Below are 18,822 nucleotides of genomic sequence, written 5' to 3'. Positions count from 1 at the left end.
GGTGTTGCGGCAGTGTTGCGCCACCTGCCGGGGTGTCAGGCGCGCGGCTGACCTGCGTAAACGGCTGTCGCTGAGCAAGATCTGCCAGGTCAGGCCAGTGCTGTCAGCCCTGGTCCGAACGCGATCAGGAGGGGCAGCAGGGGGACCAGGGCCGCCACTGCCGCCGTGAGTGCCCGGTGTCGGCGCAGCAGGCGCGGCCGGGGTTCCAGCAGCCGGTCGACCCGCTCGCCCAGCAGGCGGTGGCTGGAGGAGCAGGACAGGACGCCCCGGTGCTGGTTGAGCTCGATCAGCGCCAGGGCGGTGGTCAGGTGGCCGCAGCGGCGGGAGGCCGTGTCGTCGGCGGCCAGTTCGACCAGGCGGTGGGTCTCGTCGCAGAAGTGGGCGAACACGGGCACGCGGGGGAAGCCGGAGGCGAGGGCGGTCGAGAGGTGGAGCAGCCAGTCGTGGTGGGAGCGGGCGTGGTCGCGCTCATGGGTGAGGACGGCGTCCAGCTGGTGGTCGGTCAGGCGGTGCAGGGCGCCGGTCGTCACCACGAGCTGGGGCGGGCTGCCCGGCATCCACCAGGCGTCGGGGTATTCGTCCTCCAGCACCAGCAGGGGGCCGCGCGCGGCTTTCTCCAGGCCGCCGGGCAGTTCGGGGGCGCGTTCGCGCAGCTGCGCCCTGGTCACGCCGCGGTGGCGGCGCGCCTCGACGAGCTCGCGGGCCAGCATCGCGGTCGTCCAGGCGGCCCCGCAGGCCAGCAGGAGGGTCAGCAGGGCCGCCCAGACGGGGGCGGCGGACAGGTCGTAGGCCGCGGTCACCGCCGGTGGCGCGGGGGCGAAGACATGGTCGCGGACCGTGTGGAAGACGGCGGCGGCGCCGAGCACCAGGGCTGTCAGACAGCACATCAGGACGGTGGCGACCAGGCACTGCCACACCCAGAGCCCCACCACGGGTTCCCGTTCGGGCCAGGCGGCCCGGGTCAGCGCACGGGGGGCGGGCACGGCGGCGGCCAGCGCGACGGCGCTCAGCAGGAGCAGGCAGAACGTCATTCCACGGGCTCCGGATCCTGGTCGGAAGGGAAGAAAGGCGGCTGCGGCGAGGGCGGTACGCGGATCACGCCGCGTCCCGTGCGGCACGTACGGGTCACATCGTCGCCCGCCGCCAGTATGACGGCCCGAACGCACGGAGTCAGGGGACAGAACGGACGCTCTGCCCCCGGACGGCCTTCGGCAAGCTCTCAGTGCCGCGCTTCTTCTCCCCGGAGCATTGCATCGCTCACTGCCGCAGCGCTTCCGCCACGGCCGCCACCACCGTCGCGTCCCCCGCCCCGGCCGCTCGCGCGGACGCCACGAAATCCCGTGCCAGCGCCGCCAGTTCGGCGGGATCCGGCCCCTGCCGCAGTTCCGCCGGCAGCGGGGCCACCCGTGTCCCGGCTCCCCGTCGGGTCCGGATCAGCGCCGCGGCCTCCAGTTCCCGGTACGCCCGGGCGACCGTCCCCGGTGCGAGCCCGAGGTCGGCCGCGAGCTGCCGTACCGTCGGCAGCCGCTCGCCCTCCGGCAGGCGGCCCGCGGTGATCAGACCCGCGAGCTGGGCGCGGATCTGTTCGTACGGCGGTACGGGACTGGTCGTGTCGACGCGTACGGCCTCGCCGCTCACGAGCGGTCCGCCTTCGCCTTCTTGGCGCGCGTCGCCCGGGGTGAGGCGATGGTGAACAGGCACCACGGCGCCATGATCAGGGCGACCAGGCCCAGCGGCCACACCGCCCAGTTCGCGACGGTCCCGAACGTTCCGTCGCAGGTCGTGCTCATGAGGGCGCCGGACACCGTCGAGGCGACCCCGAGCAGGGACGACGAGACCACGAGCCCCCACGCGGCCACGATCGCCAGCGTCCGGTCCCGGCGGGACTGCTCGTCACCGGGTCGGGTCGCGATCCGCCGCAGGGACCAGCCGCAGGCGACGGTCGAGACGGCGAGGGAGACGAGCATGGGGAGGCTGTAGTAGAAGCCGGGCCAGGGGGTGGCCGACTCGGTCACGCCCCGGCAGGTCAGCGTGAGCGCACGGCCCGCTCGCCCCAGATCGTCCCGTGAGGCCACCCGCGGTCGTCACGGCCAGCAGGACGACCAGCGCGGCAGCGAGCCCGAGCAACAGCCACGTCATCCGGGGCGGAACGTGGTCGCGCACCCGGCGCGGGGTGAGACCTGCCGTGCGCACGGCACCCCGCCGGGGACCGGTGAGAGCGTCACCCACCAGTACCCCGGCCACCGCGCACAGACCGAACACCGGGATGGCGTAGAGGATGCCGTCGTCGCCGATCAGGGGCGACAGCAGGCGGGCCGCCAGGACCCCGACGGCCAGGCCCGTCCAACGGGAGTAGCGGTCGAGGGGCGCGCGGGACGAGGACCGCGCGGTGGATTCGAGTTCGAGCATGACGGACAGACCCCCGTGGAGACGCAACCGACGACCGCTTGTATCAAGCTGTGAGTACAAGATGCGTGCCAGGGAGGCTTGTGTCAACTCCTTGCTACAAGGGTTGCTCCCCGGCGGCCACCCGCCCGGTGACCTCACCCAGGCCCACCCGCACCCCGTCCGGCCCCGGTGCCCACGCCGACAGGGTCACCACGTCCCCGTCCTCCAGGAAGGTCCGCTTGCCGTCGGGGAGTTCGAGGGTGTCGCGGCCGTTCCAGGTCAGTTCCAGCAGGGAGCCGCGTTCGTGCTCGGAGGGTCCGCTGACGGTTCCGGAGCCGTAGAGGTCGCCGGTCCGCAGGGAAGCGCCGTTCACCGTCATGTGGGCCAGTTGCTGCGCGGCGGTCCAGTACATGGTGGAGAAGGGGGGCTCGGAGACCAGGTGCCCGTTGATCGACACGGAGATACGGAGGTCGTAGCCGCCCGGACCGTCCCCGGAGGCCGAGTCGTCGAGGTACGGCAGCAGTTCGTGGGTCCGCTCCGGTGGCGCCACCCGCGCCTCCTCCAGCGCGTCCAGCGGGGTGATCCACGCCGACACCGAGGTGGCGAAGGACTTGCCGAGGAACGGGCCGAGGGGGACGTACTCCCAGGCCTGGATGTCGCGTGCGGACCAGTCGTTGAGGAGGCACAGTCCGAAGACGTGCTCCCGGAAGTCGCCCAGCGCCACCGGCGAGCCCATGACCGAGGGCACGCCGACCACGAAGCCGACCTCCGCCTCGATGTCCAGGCGGACCGAGGGGCCGAAGACGGGTTCCGTGTCCGAGGGGGCCTTGCGCTGGCCGGACGGTCGTACGACGTCCGTCCCCGACACCACGACCGTGCCCGAGCGGCCGTGGTAGCCGATCGGCAGGTGTTTCCAGTTGGGGGTCAGGGAGTCCGCGGCGTCGGGGCGGAAGATGTGGCCGACGTTGCGGGCGTGGTTCTCGGAGGCGTAGAAGTCGACGTAGTCCGCGACCTCGAAGGGCAGGTGCAGGGTCACCGACGAGAGCGGGTGCAGGAACTCCTGGACGGCCGACTGGTGCGAGGGCACCGTCACCCATGCCGTCAGGGCCCGCCGTACGTCCGACCACGTGGTGCGGCCCGCCGCGAGCAGCGGGTTCAGGGACGGCCGGGCGAGCAGGGTGGCGTACGGCGAACCCAGGGCGTGGGCCGCCGCGCCGGCGTCGAGTACGTGGTCGCCGAGCCGGACGCCGACGGTCCGGTCGGCCTGCTCTCCCACGGAAAAGACGCCGTACGGAAGGTTGTGCGGGCCGAAGGGGTCGCCCTCGGGGAGATCGAAGGGGGGCATGGGGTGCTGCCTCGCTCTCAATCGCTGCGTGTGCCATGTGGTCGCGCCACACGTTACGGCCGAGTCGCTGGTCTTGGCAGGGCCTGAAGAGTCCTTAATGTCCAGACAGGGCGGCGGTATGGAGTTCGCGGCACCGCGGCCGGTGAGGCGTACGGCGGCTTCGCGCGGTCAGGAGTCGGGCAGTTGAGCCTGCTGCCACTCCATGAACTCCTCGACCAGGTCGGGCGGGTTGGCGGCCTCGGTGGCATGGAGCTCCCAGCCCGGGCAGTCCATGTCGAACACGACCACGGGGATCGGACGGCCGAAGGTTTTCTCGATCACTCCGTCGGCGTGCAGATGGCGGGCGAGGTCGATGACGGCGTCGTGGAAGTGCAGACGGAGAAGGTCCGACTTGGCATCGGTCTCGCCCTCGTCGACCTCTCCCTCGTCCTCCTCGTCCCCGGAGTCGAACCAGGCGCCGAGCCGCCGGACCTCCGCCTCGTGCACCCGGGCGCCGACCGGGTCCTCGGGGACGTTCCCGAGTTTCTCGAAGCCCTCGAGGATCCAGCAGGCGTAGTTCCAGCGGGCCTCGCCGGGGTCTTCCGGTCGCCGCTCCCGTTCGTACTGGCTCTCGGTGTTGTAGCCGAGGTCGACGTAGGGATGACGGTCGTCGTAGTCGACGCGCCAGATGTTGAAGGCCAGGGTGTAGATCTCGGCCTTCAGGTCATCGGGTATGCGCTCCAGCACGCCGACCGCGGCCGTCCGCAGATGGTTCAGAAAGGTCTCCGGTTGATCCGTCACCCCGCGAGCATCCCACCCACGCCGGTACGGCTCCGCCGGGTAAAGCCCGGTCAGCGCCCTGCCGAGGGGAGTTACGACCGGTAGCGGCCCAGCGTCCGCAGCCCCGGCAGTGCCTTGTCGTCGAAGTCGAACAGCGCCAGGTTCTCCCAGGCGTTGCCCGATCCCGGGTCCTGCGGGTTCCAGCCACTGCCCGCGCGGTAGGTCCACGTGCCTTCCCAGTAGCAGTAGCCGAGGCCCTGTCCGCCGGGGACGGCGGCGGCGAGGTCGGCGACCGCGCGCAGCCAGGCGGCCTGGCCCTCGGGGGTGGCGGGGAAGCCGGGGGTGAGCTGCGAGGGGCTGTTGAGGATGTCGTTGATGTCGTCCTCGCTGCCCAGCGTGAACGGGTACGCGGTCTCGGCGATCACGACCGGCTTAGCGTAACGGGCGGTGAGATCCGCGAAGTTGGCGGCGGCGGTCTCCAGGGTGCCGTGCCAGAAGGGGTAGTACGACTGGGCGATGATGTCGAAGTCGAGGCCGTAGGACACCGCGGTGTCGAACCACCAGCGGGACGTGCCGTTGTCGCCGCCCGAGGCGATGTGCAGCATCGTGCGGATACGCGGCGAGGTGTCGCGGGCGGCGCTCAGGCCGGACTTCAGGAGGGCGGCCAGGTTGCCCCAACCCCCGCTGTCGCTGCCCCAGTTCTTGCCCTCGGGCCAGAGCATGCCGCCGTTGATCTCGTTGCCGACCTGCACGAGGTCGGCCGGGGTGCCCTGCCGCTTCAGGGCGCCGAGCACATCGGCCGTGTGGTCGTAGACGGCCCGCGTCAGACCCGTGATGTCCAGGTCCGCCCACGCGGCCGGCTTCGTCTGGTGCGCCGGGTCGGCCCATGTGTCGGAGTAGTGGAAGTCGACCCAGATGCCGATGCCGGCCCGTCTCAGACGGCGGGCGAGCGGCAGGACGCGGGCCTTGTCGTTGTAGCCGTCGACCGGGTTCACCCAGACCTTCAGACGGGCATGGGTGATGCCCGCGTGGGCGAGGAGGCGGACCGGATCCTCGCGGCGGCCGTCGGCCGTGCGGTACACGGCGCCGTGGTCCTCGTTCTTGGGCAGCGAGGAGATGTCCATGGCCCGGATGTCCAGCCCACGGCGACCGCCCGCGGAGGCTGCCGCGGGCGCCGCCCCCAGCACGGGAACGGCCAGCGCGGCGGCTCCCGCAGCGGTGAGAACACTGCGTCTGCGCATGTTCTGTTCCTCTCAAAGCGCTCAAGTCGACGTAGCCAAAAGATCAGCACGACTCGTGGATCTGTGATCGTGCACAGAATCAGGAGTGCCGGTAATCCGCGAGCAACATGTAGGTAACCCGACGTCCCCTTCATTGACAAGGGGTTGAAACGCTTCTCTGCTGTGCACGCTCACAGCGGCAGCGGGCTCGTCCGCGCGCTCGGCCGGTTCGCCTTCGATCGTGACTGCTTACGAGAGGCTCGACTTGTGCGTCGAACCGGAGCCGACGTCAACGGATGTGAAGGGTGCAGCCGTCCGGTTCGCGTCGAGTCGCTGGGGGTTTCCATCCGTATTCTCTGATCATGGCCGCACCCACCGCATATTCACTCGTCGCCACTGACCTGGACGGAACCCTGCTCCGGGGCGACGACACGCTCTCCGACCGTTCGCTCGCCGCGCTCGCGCGGGTGGCGGAGGCCGGGGCCCGGCATCTGGTGGTGACCGGCCGGCCGGCCCCGAGAGTGCGGCCGCTCCTCGACGAACTGGGCAGCACGGGGCTCGCGGTGTGCGGGCAGGGCGCGCAGGTGTACGACGCCGGCGCGGACCGTCTGCTGTGGTCGGTGACCCTGGACCGGGAGTTGGCCGAGACCGCGCTCGGCAAGATCGAGGCCGAGGTCGGTCAGGTATACGCGGCCGTCGACCAGGACGGCGTCGACGGTCTCACGCTCATCGAGCCGGGGTATCTGATGCCGCACCCCACCCTCCCCGCCGTACGGGTCGACCGCCGCGACGACCTGTGGTGCGCGCCCATCAGCAAGGTCCTGCTCCGCCACCCCGCCCTGTCCGACGACGAGTTGGCGGCGACGGCCCGCGGAGTCGTCGGTTCCCTCGCGACGGTGACGATGTCGGGCCCCGGCACCGTCGAACTCCAGCCATGCGGCATCACCAAGGCGACGGGCCTCGCCCTGGCCGCCGATCACCTGGGCCTCGGCCCCCAACACACCATCGCCTTCGGCGACATGCCCAACGACATCCCCATGTTCGACTGGGCGGCACACGGGGTCGCGATGGCCAACGCCCACCCCGAACTCAAGGCCGTGGCCGACGAGGTGACGTTGTCGAACGAGGACGACGGCATCGCCGTCGTCCTCGAAAGACTCTTCCGACAGGCCTAGGCCCCTGTCGGCCTAGTACGCGCCCCACACATTGTCGATCGACCCGTACCGCTGCGCCGCGTAGTTGCAGGCCGCGGTGATGTTGGCGACCGGGTCGTAGGGGTCCCACGAGGTGCCGGACACGTGGTACGCCTGGAAGGTGGGGTCGATGACCTGGAGCAGGCCCTTGGAGGGGGTGCCGGCGGCCGCGTTGGAGTCCCAGTTGTTGATGGCGTAGGGGTTGCCGGACGACTCGCGGATGATGTTGCGGTAGATGCTGTCGTACGACCCGGGGATGCCGTTCTGGGCCATGACCTGGAGCGACGCCCGGATCCAGCCGTCGAGGGTGTTGGCGTAGCCCAGTGAGGTCGCCGTGGCCACGGTCGGGGTGGCCGCGGAGGCGCTGGTCGCGCCGATGACCGGGAGCGCGAGGACGGCGATGCCGGTACCGGCGACGGCGAGCTTGCGGGCGAGGCGGGACGTTCTGGTGCGACGGTGCTGAGCGGCAGCAGGCATGACGGTTCCTCTCCTGCGCCTGCGAGGTGAGCTGTCGGGTTCGGGCGGGAGCTGCCCGGCCGGGCCGCCGTACGGCGACACGACTTCACCCCAAGCCGGTCCGTTATGTCCGGCGACTTACCTGGTTCCCCCGCTCCTGCCGTGAGTTCTCGTAGGTGAGCGGTCTCCGGGCGGCGGCAGGATTCGGCGTTCCGCCCGGCCGGGAACGTATGCGAGAGCACATGTCCGGAACAAGTACCGGATTCACACAACGGGCAGATTGGCCTCGGTCTGAGGCGTATGGGGTACTTGATCCTTTGCGACCGCCAATCACCAACTGGCGTTCCGGCAAAGCGGATCGACGGACGTGATCTCACAGGCCGTCCACAGGGTGAAGTGACTCAAGTCACTGAAGATGAAGTCCGGCCGCAAATCGGGCAATTAGCCTTAACCGGCCGTTCTCGGAATGTCCCACGCGACCTCCGGCCGGTGCGGCCGGATCGAGCAGCCCGAGCGGGTGCGCGCCGACAGCGGGTCGACCTCCGGACGCCACTCACCCTTGGCGACATCGCGTACGGCCAGGCGCTCGGGGCGCGGTTCGTCCAGCGCGGCAGGGACGTTGACGCCGAGCGGCTCGGACTGCTCGGGCTCGTCGAAGGTGATGTCGCCCGCCGACTCACGGGATCGCACCGGAAGTTCGAGGAAACTGCCCGCCGAGCCGGATGCGGTGGCCGGGCGGGAAGGTATGCCCGATGCCGTGTGGCTCGAACGCCACATCCTCGGACGCCCCCGGCTCCCATGGCACCGCCCGGGTCTCGCCCGTGCCGCGCCGACAGATTCAGCACACCCCGGGTGGCCGGCGTCGACGAACCGTCCGGCGCCACATCGCAGAGCCGGGCCGGCCCCCTGTGACGCTGCTCGGTCAGCGACGCGGGAAGCCCGCTCGTCCACCGCGCGGGCGGAGCCACGCCCAGGCCCACCCAGGTCATCCGCTCGGCGAGCCGGCCGCCGGCTGCCGGGGCGAGATGCGCGGGAGTGCCGCAGGCCGCGGACACGGACTCGGCCGTTCCGGCCGACATGCCCATGACCTCGTCGGCCACGGAGTCGGCGAAGTGCAGGACAGAGCGGCAGCCGGCCCCGAGGACGACACCGCCTTCTTCGACTGGCCGAAAGGCCTGCTCACCCTGGTGTCCACGTCTGCTTCCGTGGAAGTCGGAAGATATCCGTTCTTTTCAGGTGATCAAAAACATACCGGTCGTGATCCGATACCACCCGTGCTGCGCGGGTGGGCGGCAGCGGTGATCGAAACGTGACCGGATACGCTGACTTGAGTGAGGGCAGCGACCTATCGACAAACCGTGTAATCGCCAGTAGACACCAGCAGACAGGAGACCCCTCGTGACCGTCGTCGGGCCGTTCGGGCTGAGCGTGCGGGACCAGGCTCTGGAAGCCGATGTCCAGGCCGGATTGGCGGCCGTCGAGGAGGGCTTGCTCGAAGCCACCAAGAGCGAGGTCCCCTTCATCACGGAGGCCGCGCAGCACCTCGTACGGGCGGGCGGAAAGCGCTTCCGTCCGCTGCTCGTGATGCTCACCGCCCAGTTCGGCGACCCCTACGCCCCCGGAGTCGTGCCGTCGGCCGTGGTGGTGGAGCTGACCCATCTGGCGACGCTGTACCACGACGACGTGATGGACGAGGCGTCCGTGCGGCGCGGGGTCGACAGCGCGAACACCCGGTGGGGCAACTCGATCGCGGTCCTCACCGGCGACTTCCTCTTCGCCCGCGCCTCCCACATCCTGGCCGACCTCGGTCCGGAGGCGGTCCGGGTGCAGGCCGAGGCGTTCGAGCGGTTGGTCACGGGCCAGATCCTGGAGACCGCGGGGCCGGTGGACGGCCGGGACCCTGTCGAGCACTACCTGGACGTGCTCGGCGGCAAGACCGGCTCGCTGGTCGCGGTGTCCTGCCGGTTCGGCGCGATGATGTCGGGCGCCGACGAGACGGTGGTCGACGTGCTGACGCAGTACGGCGAGCGGCTGGGCGTCGCCTTCCAGCTCGCGGACGACGTCCTGGACATCGCCTCGGACTCCCGCGAGTCCGGCAAGACCCCGGGGACGGATCTGCGCGAGGGCATCCCGACCATGCCGGTGCTGCGACTGCGGGAGCGGGCGGCGCGGCTGGGCCTCGCGGAGGACATCGCGCTGTGTGAGCTGCTGGACTCCGACCTGGCCGACGACGCGCGGCACGCCGAGGCGCTGACCAAACTGCGGGCGCATCCCGCGCTGGAGCAGGCGCGGCGGGACACGGTGCGGTTCGCGGAGGAGGCCCGGGCGGCGCTCGCTCCGCTGCCGGAGGGCGATGTGAAGGCCGCGCTCGTGGAGATGTGCGACGCGGTGGTGCACCGGGCGGGCTGACCGACCCCCGGCACATGTGACGTACGTCACTAATCTGGACTGAGTCCAATCTAAGATCAGCTCCGTAATCATGCCCAGAAGCTGACGCAGGGGGCCTCAGCTGCGATACGGGGAGACAACAGAATCATGGGCATGAAAGCGACGTTCTCAAGCGCCGTAAGAGCCTCGTCGTCACCGCCGTCGCGGTGGCCGCCGCCGGTGGTGTCGCCGCCTCGGTGATTCCCGCCTTCGCCGCCGGAGGTGACCGCGCCGACCACGCGGGCCACTCGGGCGGCGAGAGCGTCGTCAGCCGGAGCGGCGCCCTCAGCGGCAGCGGCGGCACGATCCTCGCCGCGAGCCTCCGGGGCGCCAACGAGGTGCCCGTCCAGGGCGGCCCCGCCGTGAACGACAAGGACGGCGCCGCACTGGAGTTCATCAAGGTCAAGGGCGACAAGGTGTCCGTCGCCGTGACCTGGCGCGGCACCGGCAAACCCACCCTGCTCCACATCCACCAGGGCGCCAAGGGCACCAACGGCGGCGTCAAGGTCGACTTCACCGAGCTGCTCGACAAGGCCAGGGGTCACAGCGTCACCGGCACCGTGAAGGTGAAGGACGGCGCACTGCTCGACGCCCTGAAGTCCGACCCCGGCGCGTTCTACGCCAATCTGCACACCGCCGAGTTCCCCGGTGGAGCCGTCCGCGGCCAGCTCCACCAGGTCACCGTCGCGGGCTTCGACTTCCGGGACGCGCTGCACAACTTCCAGGCGTCCGTCGTCAAGGGCCGGCAGATCTACGAGTGCAAGCCGGTCGAGGGCGGCGGGTACGCCTTCGCCCAGCGGGACGTCAGCGCCGTGCTCGCCGGCCACATCGCGCATTCCTTCGTCAAGCCCAACTCCGGTACCCCGCAATGGATCGCGCGGGACGGCAGCGCGGTCACCGGCTCGGTCATCTCCCGCACGCCGAACGGCGACGGGAACATCCCCGAGCTGGACCTGAAGGCCACGCAGTCGGGCAAGCACCACGGCCTGCTCGCCGACACCACCGAGATCCTGCGCCTGAACACCGTCGGCGGCGTCGCCCCGGCCGGCTCCTGCACGCCCGGCGCGATCGTCGGCGTGCCGTACCAGGCGGACTACGTGTTCCTGCGCGGCTGATCCACCGACGTACATGAGCGGCGTCTTCCCTCGCGACCCCTACGGGTCGGGGGAGGCGCCGCCTCCATGTGTCATACCGCAGGTGTACGTGGAGTTGAGCCCGGGGGCTGACGTATCGGCCTGTCGGATTTGGTCAGATGGGAACCACGGGAAAACACCACTCCTCACCGATTCGGGTGAGAATGGCGGCTACGGGGTGGACGAGTGGAGCAGTTGGAAGCCGCCGCCGATCACGGAGGTAGGGCACACATGGCACCGTACGGATCCGACGACAGCACGACGCCGGACGAGACCGACGACCTGCGCGCGGGGAGGCGCAGGGCCGCGCGGTACGTCGTCCCGGTCGCGGTCGTGGGAGTGGCCGCGGCGACCATCGGGCTGGTCCCGGCGCTCGCCGATTCCGGCGACCCCGACCTGCCGAAGATCAGCGCACAGCAACTCATCGAGAAGATCGCCGCGTCGGACGTGGAGCAGCTGTCCGGCACCGTGAAGATCACCACGGATCTGGGGCTGCCGGACTTCGGCGGGCTGGAGAACAGCCTGACCGGCGGAGGCGGCGGTTCGGGATCGGGTGACGGTTCGTCGGCCGATCCGACGTCCAAGCTCACCGAACTCGCCACCGGCACCCACACCCTGCGGGTCGCGGCCGACGGCGAGGACAAGCAGAAGCTCTCGCTCCTTGAGAACGCCGCCGAGTACAGCCTCATCCACAACGGCAAGGACGTGTGGGGCTACGACAGCGGGACCAACGAGGTCTTCCACGGCACCGCCGACGACAGCGACGGCAAGGACCAGCGGGAAGAGGTCCCGGCCACGCCCAAGGACCTCACCGAGGACGCCCTCAAGGCGGTCGACGACACGACCTCGGTGACCGTCGAGGGCACCGCGCACGTCGCGGGCCGCGACGCCTACCGGCTCGTCATCAAGCCCAAGGACTCCGGGTCCACCGTCGGACAGGTCACCGTGGCCGTGGACGCGAAGACCGGGCTGCCGCTGAAGTTCACGCTGACCCCGGCGAGCGGCGGCGCGGCCGTCGTCGACGCCGGCTTCACCCAGATCAGCTACGCCAAGCCGGCCGCCTCCACCTTCGACTTCACGCCTCCCAAGGGCGCGAAGGTCACCGAGGAGGACGCCGCCGGGGCACCCGAGCGCCACTCCGGCGACTCCCGCCACTCCGGCGGCGGCCTCTCCGGCGACGAGGGCTTCGCCCGGGGCGGCCCGGACGGGCTCGACGTCATCGGCGAGGGCTGGACCTCCATCGCCACCTTCGACACCGGCGGCCAGGGCATCCCGTCCGGCTCCGAGGCCGGCGGCGCCTTCGGCGGCTTCCTCGACTCGCTCGGCGACAAGGCGAGCGGCAAGTTCGGCGAGGGCACGGTGTTCAAGACCCGGCTGATCAACGCCCTGATCACCGACGACGGCAAGGTCTACGTCGGCGCGGTGACCAAGGACGCGCTGGTGAAGGCGGCGAACGAGGCCAAGTAGCCACCGCACGCGCACGACGGATCGAGGGAGCCGATGGACCAGCCGCCCGCCACGGAGCCGCAACCGGAGGGCGACGGTGACAGCGCGGACGTGGGTGACACCGTCATCCACACCCGCGCCCTCACCAAGCGCTACCGCGGCGGGCAGCTCGCCGTCGACGGTCTCGACCTGACCGTCCCGGCCGGCAGCGTCTTCGGCTTCCTCGGCCCGAACGGCTCGGGCAAGACCACCACCATCCGCATGCTGATGGGCCTCATCGAACCGACCTCCGGGTCGGCCCGGGTGCTGGACCGCCCCATGCCGCGCTCCTCGCGCGCCGTACTGCCGCACGTGGGCGCGCTCATCGAGGGCCCGGCCCTCTACGGCTTCCTCTCCGGCCGCGACAACCTCATCCGCTACGACGCCGCCGACCCGACCGCCGACCCCCGCACCCGGCGCGCACGCGTCGCGACGGCACTGGACCGGGTGGGCCTGGCGGCCGCGGCCGGCAAGAAGGCCAAGGCGTACTCGCTGGGCATGAAACAGCGCCTGGGTCTCGCGGCGGCCCTCCTCCAACCCCGCAAGCTCCTCGTCCTCGACGAGCCGACCAACGGCCTCGACCCGCAGGGGATGCGTGAAATCCGCTCCCTGGTACGGGAGTTGGCCTCGGACGGCACGACCGTCTTTCTGTCCTCGCATCTGCTGGACGAGATCGAGCAGGTCTGCACCCACGCGGCCGTGATGGCCCAGGGCCGCCTGATCACCCAGGGCCCGGTGGCCGACCTGGCGGCGGGGACGCGGGGACGGCTGGTGGTGACGACCCCGGACACGGGGGACGCGGCGCGGGTGCTGAAGGAACAGGGCGTCGCGGATGTGGTGGTGGCCGAGGACCGGGTGACCGCGGATCCCCCGGACGGCGAACTGGCGGACATCAACGCCGCGTTGGTGGGAGCGGGCGTGCGCGTACGGGCCTTCGGAGTGGAACGGGCCTCGCTGGAGGACGCCTTCGTGGCGCTGACGGGAGAGGGCTTCGATGTCGCAGGCTGAGGTCCTGGTCAAGCCGAGTCCGTTGTGGACCTTCGGGTTGTTCCGCAGTGAGTTGATCACCACCTTCCGCCGCTGGCGCACCCTCGCCCTTCTCGGCGTCCTCGCGGCCGTACCGATCCTCGTCGGCATCGCCGTGAAGATCGAGACGGGCGACGGCGGCGGCTCCCAAGGCGGCGGTGGCGGCCCCGCCTTCGTCTCGCAGATCACCAACAACGGCCTGTTCCTGGTCTTCACCGCACTCGCCGCCACCCTCCCCTTCTTCCTCCCCATGGCCATCGGCGTCATCGCGGGCGACGCGATAGCCGGTGAGTCGAACGCCGGCACCCTGCGCTACCTCCTGGTCGCCCCGGCCGGCCGCACCCGCCTCCTCCTCACCAAGTACGCGACGGTGATGACCTTCTGCCTCGTGGCCACCCTGGTGGTCGCGGCCTCGGCGCTCACGGTCGGCGCCCTGCTCTTCCCGCTGGGGGATCTGACCACCATCTCCGGCACTCAGATCAGCTTCGGCGAAGGCCTCGGCCGGGCCTTCCTGATCGCCCTGGTCGTCGCCGCGTCACTGACCGGCGTGGCGGCCCTCGGCCTGTTCGTGTCGACGCTGACCGCCAGCGGCATCGCCGCGATGGCGACGACCGTGGGCCTGCTCATCACGGTCCAGATCCTCGACCAGATCCCCCAGCTGCACGCGATCCAGCCGTACTTCTTCTCCCACTACTGGCTGTCCTTCGCCGACCTCATGCGCGAACCCGTCTACTGGGACGACCTGGTGAAGAACCTCGGCCTCCAGGCCCTGTACGCGGCGGTGTTCGGCTCGGCGGCATGGGCGAGGTTCACGACGAAGGACATCACGGCCTGAGCACCGCTCACGGGGTCTCGTACGGGAAACGCGCGAGCGGCGCCTCCTGGGCGAAGAACGTCTTCGCCCGGGCCAGCGCCTCCGTGTCGCCGAGTACGTCGCCCGGCTTGCTTCCGTTGCCGAGCAGCACCCCGCCGAATCGCATCCCCATGTACGCGGCCGAGTGGTGGAGGGTCCCGATCAGGGGATCGGCGACCTCGAACTCCTCGTGCGCGAGCGCGGTGACACCCCACAGGGTGCGGCCCGCGAGCGTGCCCTTGAAGTCGGCACCGGGGGTGCGCAGCCAGCCCGACCAGTAGTCGAGGTAGCGCTTGGCCTGTCCGGAGAGCGAGTACCAGTACAGCGGGGACGCGATCACGATGTCCGTCGCCGCGAGGGTGGCGTCGAACAGCAGCCCGACGTTCCCCTCGGTCGGTCGCACATGGTCGCTGTCGTGGCGCAGATCCTCGAAGTCGGGCAGCAGGTGGTCGCTGAGGTCGATCCACTGCTGCTCGACGTCTTCGGCCAGCTGCTCGGCCGCCGCGCGTGCCAGCAGTTCGGTGTTGCCGTCGTCGCGGCTGCTGCCGAGCACGAACAGGAAACGGCGCGTCATGGAATCCCCCAGGTGATGGACGTCGTACGCCGATTATATGCGCATGCAAGTATCTGTCGAGGGGGTTCGTGTCCGGGGGCCGTCAGCGCGACCGGCCGGTGAGGCGGGCCAGGGGTGCGGTCTCGCGCGGGGGGTGGCCGCCGAGATCGCCGAGGCGCCAGGCGGGCACCCACGGCACGCGGTAGACGTCGATCAGCGACTCGATCACCTTGACGTGCTGGGCCAGCGGCTTCGGCAGCCGGCCGGGGGCGTCCGCGACGAGCACCACGGCGTCGAGGTCGAGGCCGTGCGGGGCCGTTCCGCGCCGGAAGGCGTCCAGGGTGTGCAGCGCCGCGGACAGCCCGCTCGCATGGGTGCGGGCGACGAGCAGCACGGACGCGGGAGCGTCGGGGCCGGGCCAGTCACGTCCGCAGTCGTACCCGCCGTAGACGGCGGCCAGCGTGGAGACACCCGCGCCGCCATGGGTGCCGACGAAGGAGAAACGCCGGGCGGAGGCATGGGTGGCGACGGCCCCCGGAGGTTCCTCCGGTACGGTCACCGGACCACGGATCCAGATCTCCGGTCCCTGCGCCTGCTGCACGTACGGTCTCCTCTCCGGGGCCGTCCCTCCGCCGGGCTGGGACGAGCCTGTGACGCCACGGTGACGTGAGAACCGTGAGCGAGCGGAGAGACTACTCAACAGTACGTGTACGACCGGCTCTTGATGCCGGGGGAGCGGGAGGGCGGCGGCCGATGGAGGCACCATGGAGTTCGAACACGCCGTCCGCCCACTCTTCGACGGATCCGAGTGAGGGAACGATGTCGCGACTGAGCCGTGAGAAGCGGGACCAGCAGGGCACCGCGCAGCCGGCCGTGCTCGCGGCGGCACCGATCGATGTCCTGGTCGGCCCGGCCGGCGCGGCGGTGGGCGGCGTACCGGTGACGCCGGTCCCCGGCGAGGAACTCCACCAGACCGTCCTCAACCACCTCCACCGCATCGCCCTCGCCACCGGCCACCCCGTCCACACCACGGTCCACGACCACCGCATTGGCTACGTACTCGCCCTGCGCATCGACACGGACGGCTCGAGCCGCTTCACAGCAGAACCGACACCGACGGCTCCGCCGGGGGCGCCCGGGGAGAGCTTCGGACCGGAGGGCTCGGGGCGGGTGTCGTACGCGGGGGAGCCGGGCGAGGCTTTCCGGCCGGGGGGCTCGGGGCGGGTGTCGTATGCGGGGGAGTCGGGGCGGCTGCCGGGGTCTGGGGAGCCGGGGGAGGGTTTCGGGTCGGAGGGCGCGGGCCGGGTGTCGTACGCGGGGGAGTCGGGTCGGGTGTCGCCCTCGCGGGAGCAGCGGCCGCTGTCGGGGGCCGGGGAACCGCGGCACGCTCTTCGGCTGGGTAAGCCGGGCGGGGCGCCTTACCCGCGGGAGCAGGGCCAGGCGCCGTATTCGGCGGAGCCGGGTGAGGCGTCACGACCGACTCCACCGCCCGCGCCGCCCACCGCCTTTCCGCCGGGACCCGCCGAGTCCGCCCAGCCTGCGTCGCCGTCCGAGCCTGCCGACTTCGTGCCGGGGGCGGCTGAACCGCTCCGGGGGTCCACCGAGTCTGCGTCGCCGTCCGGGTCCGGCGCTTTTGCGCGGGGGGTTGCTGAATCGCCCCGGGCGTCTGCCTGGCCCACGCCGCCGTCCGAGCCTGCCGACTTCGTGCCGGAGGCGGCTGAATCGTCTCGGGCGTCTGCCGAGTCCGCGGTGCCGTCCGGGTCTGGCGCCTCTGCGCCGGGGGCTGCCGAGTCCGCCCAGCCTGCGTCGCCGTCCGCGCCCACCGCCGCACCCGCCGGTCCGGGCGGCTCTGCCGAGCCCGCCGACCAGCCCCCTCGGGACAAGCCCACCCATCTCTTCCGCCAGACCCCCGAGCCCCCGACCTTCCCCCTCCGTGCCCTGCCGGACCCGGAGGGTCAGGAGCCCCGGGACGCCGTGCCGACGTTCCGGCTGCGGGCCGTGCCCGAGTGGGTGGCGGAAGCGGCGCCCGGTACGGTCGCGCCCCCGACGGGCCAGTTCGGTCCGCCGCCCGTGATGGACGCGCCCGTGACGGACGTACCCCCGGCAGACGCACCACCGACGGACGCCAAGCCGGAAACCGCCCCGCGCCCCACGCCGACCACCCACCCCGAGCCCAGCTCCGGGCCTGTGTCGACCTCCGAACCCGCCCCGACGCCCGGTCCCGCGCCCACTTCCGGCCTCGCACCCGCCCCCGGGCCCCCGCCCACCTCCGGCCTCGCCCCCGCCCGCAAGCCCATCCTCGGCTTCACCGCCTCCGCCCCCGTCGACGAGCCCGACCCCAAGCCCACCCCGCCCCGCGGCTTCGATGCCGTGGCCGAGGCCGTGCTCGGGGACGATCCGGCGACGGCGTACGACGGTGGCGGGACCGTGTTTCTCGCCGGGCCGATGGCGCGGATCAACGAGGCCGTGAAGGCGGGCCGGGTGACGGAGGCCGCGCAGCTCGCCGAGCAGACGGTCGGTGAGGCCTCCCGCACGCTCGGGACGGACCACCCCGAGGTGCTGCGGCTGTTCGAACTCACCGCGTACATCGCCTACTTGGCAGGTGATCCGGCCCGCGCCTTCGATCTCTCCCTGGACCTGGCCCGCACCCGTCACCACGCGAGGGACACGGAGGCCGCGTACGGCAACATCCAGAGCGCGGCGACCGCCTGGCGTGCCGTACGCGACCCCGAGCAGGGCCTGCGCATGGGAACCGACCTGATCGGCCTGTGGACCGAGCTGACCATGGAGGGCGGCGCGGCCGCCGAGGACATCGAGCAACTCGAGTCGGCCCGGACCCGGATGGGCCGTCTCACCGAGCGCGCCCGCAAGCTCAACTCCTAGGAGGACAGCTCCCACACGGCGTACGCGGCCGCGTCACTGTTCCGGTTCAGGGCCGTGTCGCTGATGTTGGACGTCGTGTCGCAGGACGAGTGGTAGCACCGGTCGAACGCCTGCCCGGACGTCCCGCCCCACTTGGCCACCTGCGCCGCCGTCTTCGTACGGCTCGCGCCCGTGAACAGCCCGCCCACCGGCACCCCCGCGCTCTTGAACGGCGCATGGTCCGAGCGGCCGTCGCCCTCGGTCTCGATCTCGGTGGGGACGCCGAGGCCGGTGAAGTAGTCCTTGAAGGTCTTCTCGATCGCCGGGTCGTCGTCGTAGACGAAGTAGCCGGGGTTGGGCGAGCCGATCATGTCGAAGTTCAGATATCCGCTGATCTTCGCCCGGTTCGCCAAGGACAGGTTGTTGACGTAGTAGCGCGAGCCCACCAGCCCCAGCTCCTCCGCGCCCCACCAGGCGAACCGCAGATGCTTGGTGGGCTGGTACCCGGTTCTCGACACGGCCAGCGCGGTCTCCAGGACCGCCGCCGAACCGGACCCGTTGTCGTTGATGCCCGCCCCGGACGTGACGCTGTCCAGGTGCGAGCCGGCCATGACGACCTGGTTGGTGTCGCCGCCCGGCCAGTCGGCGATCAGGTTGTAGCCGACGCGGCTGGAGGACGTGAACTGCTGGATGGTCGTGGTGTATCCGGCGGCGTCCAGCTTGGCCTTCACATAGTCGAGCGAGGCCTTGTAACCGGCGCGGCCGTGCGCCCGGTTGCCGCCGTTGGCGGTGGCGATGGACTGGAGCTGGGTGAGGTGGGCCTTGACGTTGGCCACGGGGATGTCGGGCGCGGCGGCGGCGGTCACCTCGGGCGCGGGCGCCGCGCCGGCTATGGATCCGCCGGTCAGCAGCATGACGGCCGTGACGAGACCAGCCGTCGACGCACGCCCGGAAACGGAGAGCTTCATGGTGGGGGGCTCCGGATTCCTCGGGAATCACAGGGATTCCACAGCGAATGGGGTGCCTGGATGGTGAAGCTGTGGCTAACTCTCCGTCAAGAGCGGTATCAGGACACGGAGTTCGGATTCCGGAGCCCGTCGATGCGATCGGCTGTGCAAGGGT

18 protein-coding genes, 1 pseudogene and 1 riboswitch are annotated in these 18,822 nt (G+C 71.0%); of the genes and pseudogenes, 8 read left to right on the top strand and 11 right to left on the bottom strand.

The window, feature by feature from the left end:
• Positions 1-89: 89 nt before the first annotated feature.
• The 6 genes from QF037_RS20270 to QF037_RS20245 all read right to left on the bottom strand — a co-directional run bounded on the left by QF037_RS20270 (position 90) and on the right by QF037_RS20245 (position 5,733).
• On the bottom strand, positions 90-1,031 hold the full coding sequence (locus tag QF037_RS20270) for a M56 family metallopeptidase (protein WP_307027215.1): 942 nt from the start codon (positions 1,029-1,031) through the stop codon (positions 90-92).
• 226 nt (positions 1,032-1,257) lie between these two features.
• The gene (locus tag QF037_RS20265; RefSeq protein WP_307027213.1) at positions 1,258-1,638 is read right to left on the bottom strand and encodes a GntR family transcriptional regulator; all 381 of its coding nucleotides are present in this window, start codon (positions 1,636-1,638) and stop codon (positions 1,258-1,260) included.
• A complete protein-coding gene (locus tag QF037_RS20260; protein WP_307027211.1) occupies positions 1,635-2,015 on the bottom strand; it encodes a hypothetical protein in 381 nt (126 codons plus the stop codon). Before QF037_RS20260 ends, QF037_RS20265 begins: the two co-directional genes overlap by 4 nt.
• Before the next feature lie 488 nt (positions 2,016-2,503).
• The gene (gene fahA, locus QF037_RS20255; RefSeq protein ID WP_307027209.1) at positions 2,504-3,733 is read right to left on the bottom strand and encodes a fumarylacetoacetase; all 1,230 of its coding nucleotides are present in this window, start codon (positions 3,731-3,733) and stop codon (positions 2,504-2,506) included.
• Positions 3,734-3,901: 168 nt separating this feature from the next.
• Positions 3,902-4,513 (bottom strand): hypothetical protein, encoded by a 612-nt coding sequence (locus tag QF037_RS20250; RefSeq protein WP_307027208.1) that lies wholly within the window; start codon positions 4,511-4,513, stop codon positions 3,902-3,904.
• A 71-nt stretch (positions 4,514-4,584) separates the two neighbouring features.
• Positions 4,585-5,733, bottom strand: a complete 1,149-nt coding sequence (locus tag QF037_RS20245) for a glycoside hydrolase family 53 protein (protein WP_307027206.1) — start codon at positions 5,731-5,733, stop codon at positions 4,585-4,587.
• Positions 5,734-6,074: 341 nt separating this feature from the next.
• On the opposite strand from QF037_RS20245, the gene QF037_RS20240 reads away from it, so the two are divergent.
• A complete protein-coding gene (locus tag QF037_RS20240; RefSeq protein WP_307027205.1) occupies positions 6,075-6,887 on the top strand; it encodes an HAD family hydrolase in 813 nt (270 codons plus the stop codon).
• A gap of 12 nt (positions 6,888-6,899) precedes the next feature.
• Here the strand turns inward: QF037_RS20240 and QF037_RS20235 are convergent, their stop codons facing one another.
• Positions 6,900-7,382 carry a transglycosylase SLT domain-containing protein gene (locus tag QF037_RS20235; RefSeq protein ID WP_307027203.1) on the bottom strand — a complete coding sequence of 161 codons (483 nt, stop codon included), beginning with the start codon at positions 7,380-7,382 and terminating at the stop codon, positions 6,900-6,902.
• 1 nt (position 7,383) lies between these two features.
• A riboswitch (cyclic di-AMP (ydaO/yuaA leader) is annotated at positions 7,384-7,544 on the bottom strand.
• A 282-nt stretch (positions 7,545-7,826) separates the two neighbouring features.
• Positions 7,827-8,275 (bottom strand): annotated as a pseudogene (locus QF037_RS20230) (CocE/NonD family hydrolase C-terminal non-catalytic domain-containing protein); the annotation flags it as partial.
• Positions 8,276-8,473: 198 nt separating this feature from the next.
• Here QF037_RS20230 and QF037_RS20225 point away from each other — a divergent pair.
• From QF037_RS20225 to QF037_RS20200, 6 genes are all read left to right on the top strand, one after another.
• Entirely contained in the window at positions 8,474-8,674 is a 201-nt protein-coding gene (locus QF037_RS20225) for a hypothetical protein (RefSeq protein WP_307027202.1), read from the top strand.
• A gap of 85 nt (positions 8,675-8,759) precedes the next feature.
• Positions 8,760-9,770, top strand: a complete 1,011-nt coding sequence (locus tag QF037_RS20220) for a polyprenyl synthetase family protein (RefSeq protein WP_307027199.1) — start codon at positions 8,760-8,762, stop codon at positions 9,768-9,770.
• Between the two features lie 185 nt (positions 9,771-9,955).
• Positions 9,956-10,903 carry a CHRD domain-containing protein gene (locus QF037_RS20215; protein WP_307027197.1) on the top strand — a complete coding sequence of 316 codons (948 nt, stop codon included), beginning with the start codon at positions 9,956-9,958 and terminating at the stop codon, positions 10,901-10,903.
• Positions 10,904-11,152: 249 nt separating this feature from the next.
• Complete coding sequence (locus QF037_RS20210) at positions 11,153-12,388, top strand: LolA family protein (RefSeq protein ID WP_307027194.1); 1,236 nt, start codon at positions 11,153-11,155, stop codon at positions 12,386-12,388.
• A gap of 33 nt (positions 12,389-12,421) precedes the next feature.
• A complete protein-coding gene (locus QF037_RS20205; protein WP_307027192.1) occupies positions 12,422-13,414 on the top strand; it encodes an ABC transporter ATP-binding protein in 993 nt (330 codons plus the stop codon).
• Complete coding sequence (locus QF037_RS20200; RefSeq protein WP_307027190.1) at positions 13,401-14,267, top strand: ABC transporter permease; 867 nt, start codon at positions 13,401-13,403, stop codon at positions 14,265-14,267. Before QF037_RS20205 ends, QF037_RS20200 begins: the two co-directional genes overlap by 14 nt.
• A 7-nt stretch (positions 14,268-14,274) precedes the next feature.
• On the opposite strand, the gene QF037_RS20195 is transcribed toward QF037_RS20200, so the two are convergent.
• Together QF037_RS20195 and QF037_RS20190 are read right to left on the bottom strand one after the other, a co-directional pair.
• On the bottom strand, positions 14,275-14,859 hold the full coding sequence (locus tag QF037_RS20195) for a flavodoxin family protein (RefSeq protein WP_307027189.1): 585 nt from the start codon (positions 14,857-14,859) through the stop codon (positions 14,275-14,277).
• An 82-nt stretch (positions 14,860-14,941) separates the two neighbouring features.
• Positions 14,942-15,439: a DUF6668 family protein gene (locus QF037_RS20190; protein ID WP_307027187.1), complete on the bottom strand. Its 498-nt coding sequence runs from the start codon at positions 15,437-15,439 to the stop codon at positions 14,942-14,944.
• A gap of 218 nt (positions 15,440-15,657) precedes the next feature.
• Here QF037_RS20190 and QF037_RS20185 point away from each other — a divergent pair, with 218 nt between their 5' ends.
• The gene (locus QF037_RS20185; RefSeq protein WP_307027185.1) at positions 15,658-17,721 is read left to right on the top strand and encodes a hypothetical protein; all 2,064 of its coding nucleotides are present in this window, start codon (positions 15,658-15,660) and stop codon (positions 17,719-17,721) included.
• Here QF037_RS20185 and QF037_RS20180 read toward each other — a convergent pair.
• On the bottom strand, positions 17,718-18,668 hold the full coding sequence (locus tag QF037_RS20180; RefSeq protein ID WP_307027184.1) for a M28 family metallopeptidase: 951 nt from the start codon (positions 18,666-18,668) through the stop codon (positions 17,718-17,720). The two genes, QF037_RS20185 and QF037_RS20180, sit on opposite strands and share 4 nt — an antisense overlap.
• Positions 18,669-18,822 lie beyond the last annotated feature (154 nt).

Origin of the sequence: Streptomyces canus (assembly GCF_030815415.1) — a bacterium.
Classification (GTDB): Bacteria; Actinomycetota; Actinomycetes; order Streptomycetales; family Streptomycetaceae; genus Streptomyces; species Streptomyces canus_F.
Note: the sequence above shows the minus strand (reverse complement) of the source record. Positions and strands in the feature narration are given on the sequence as shown.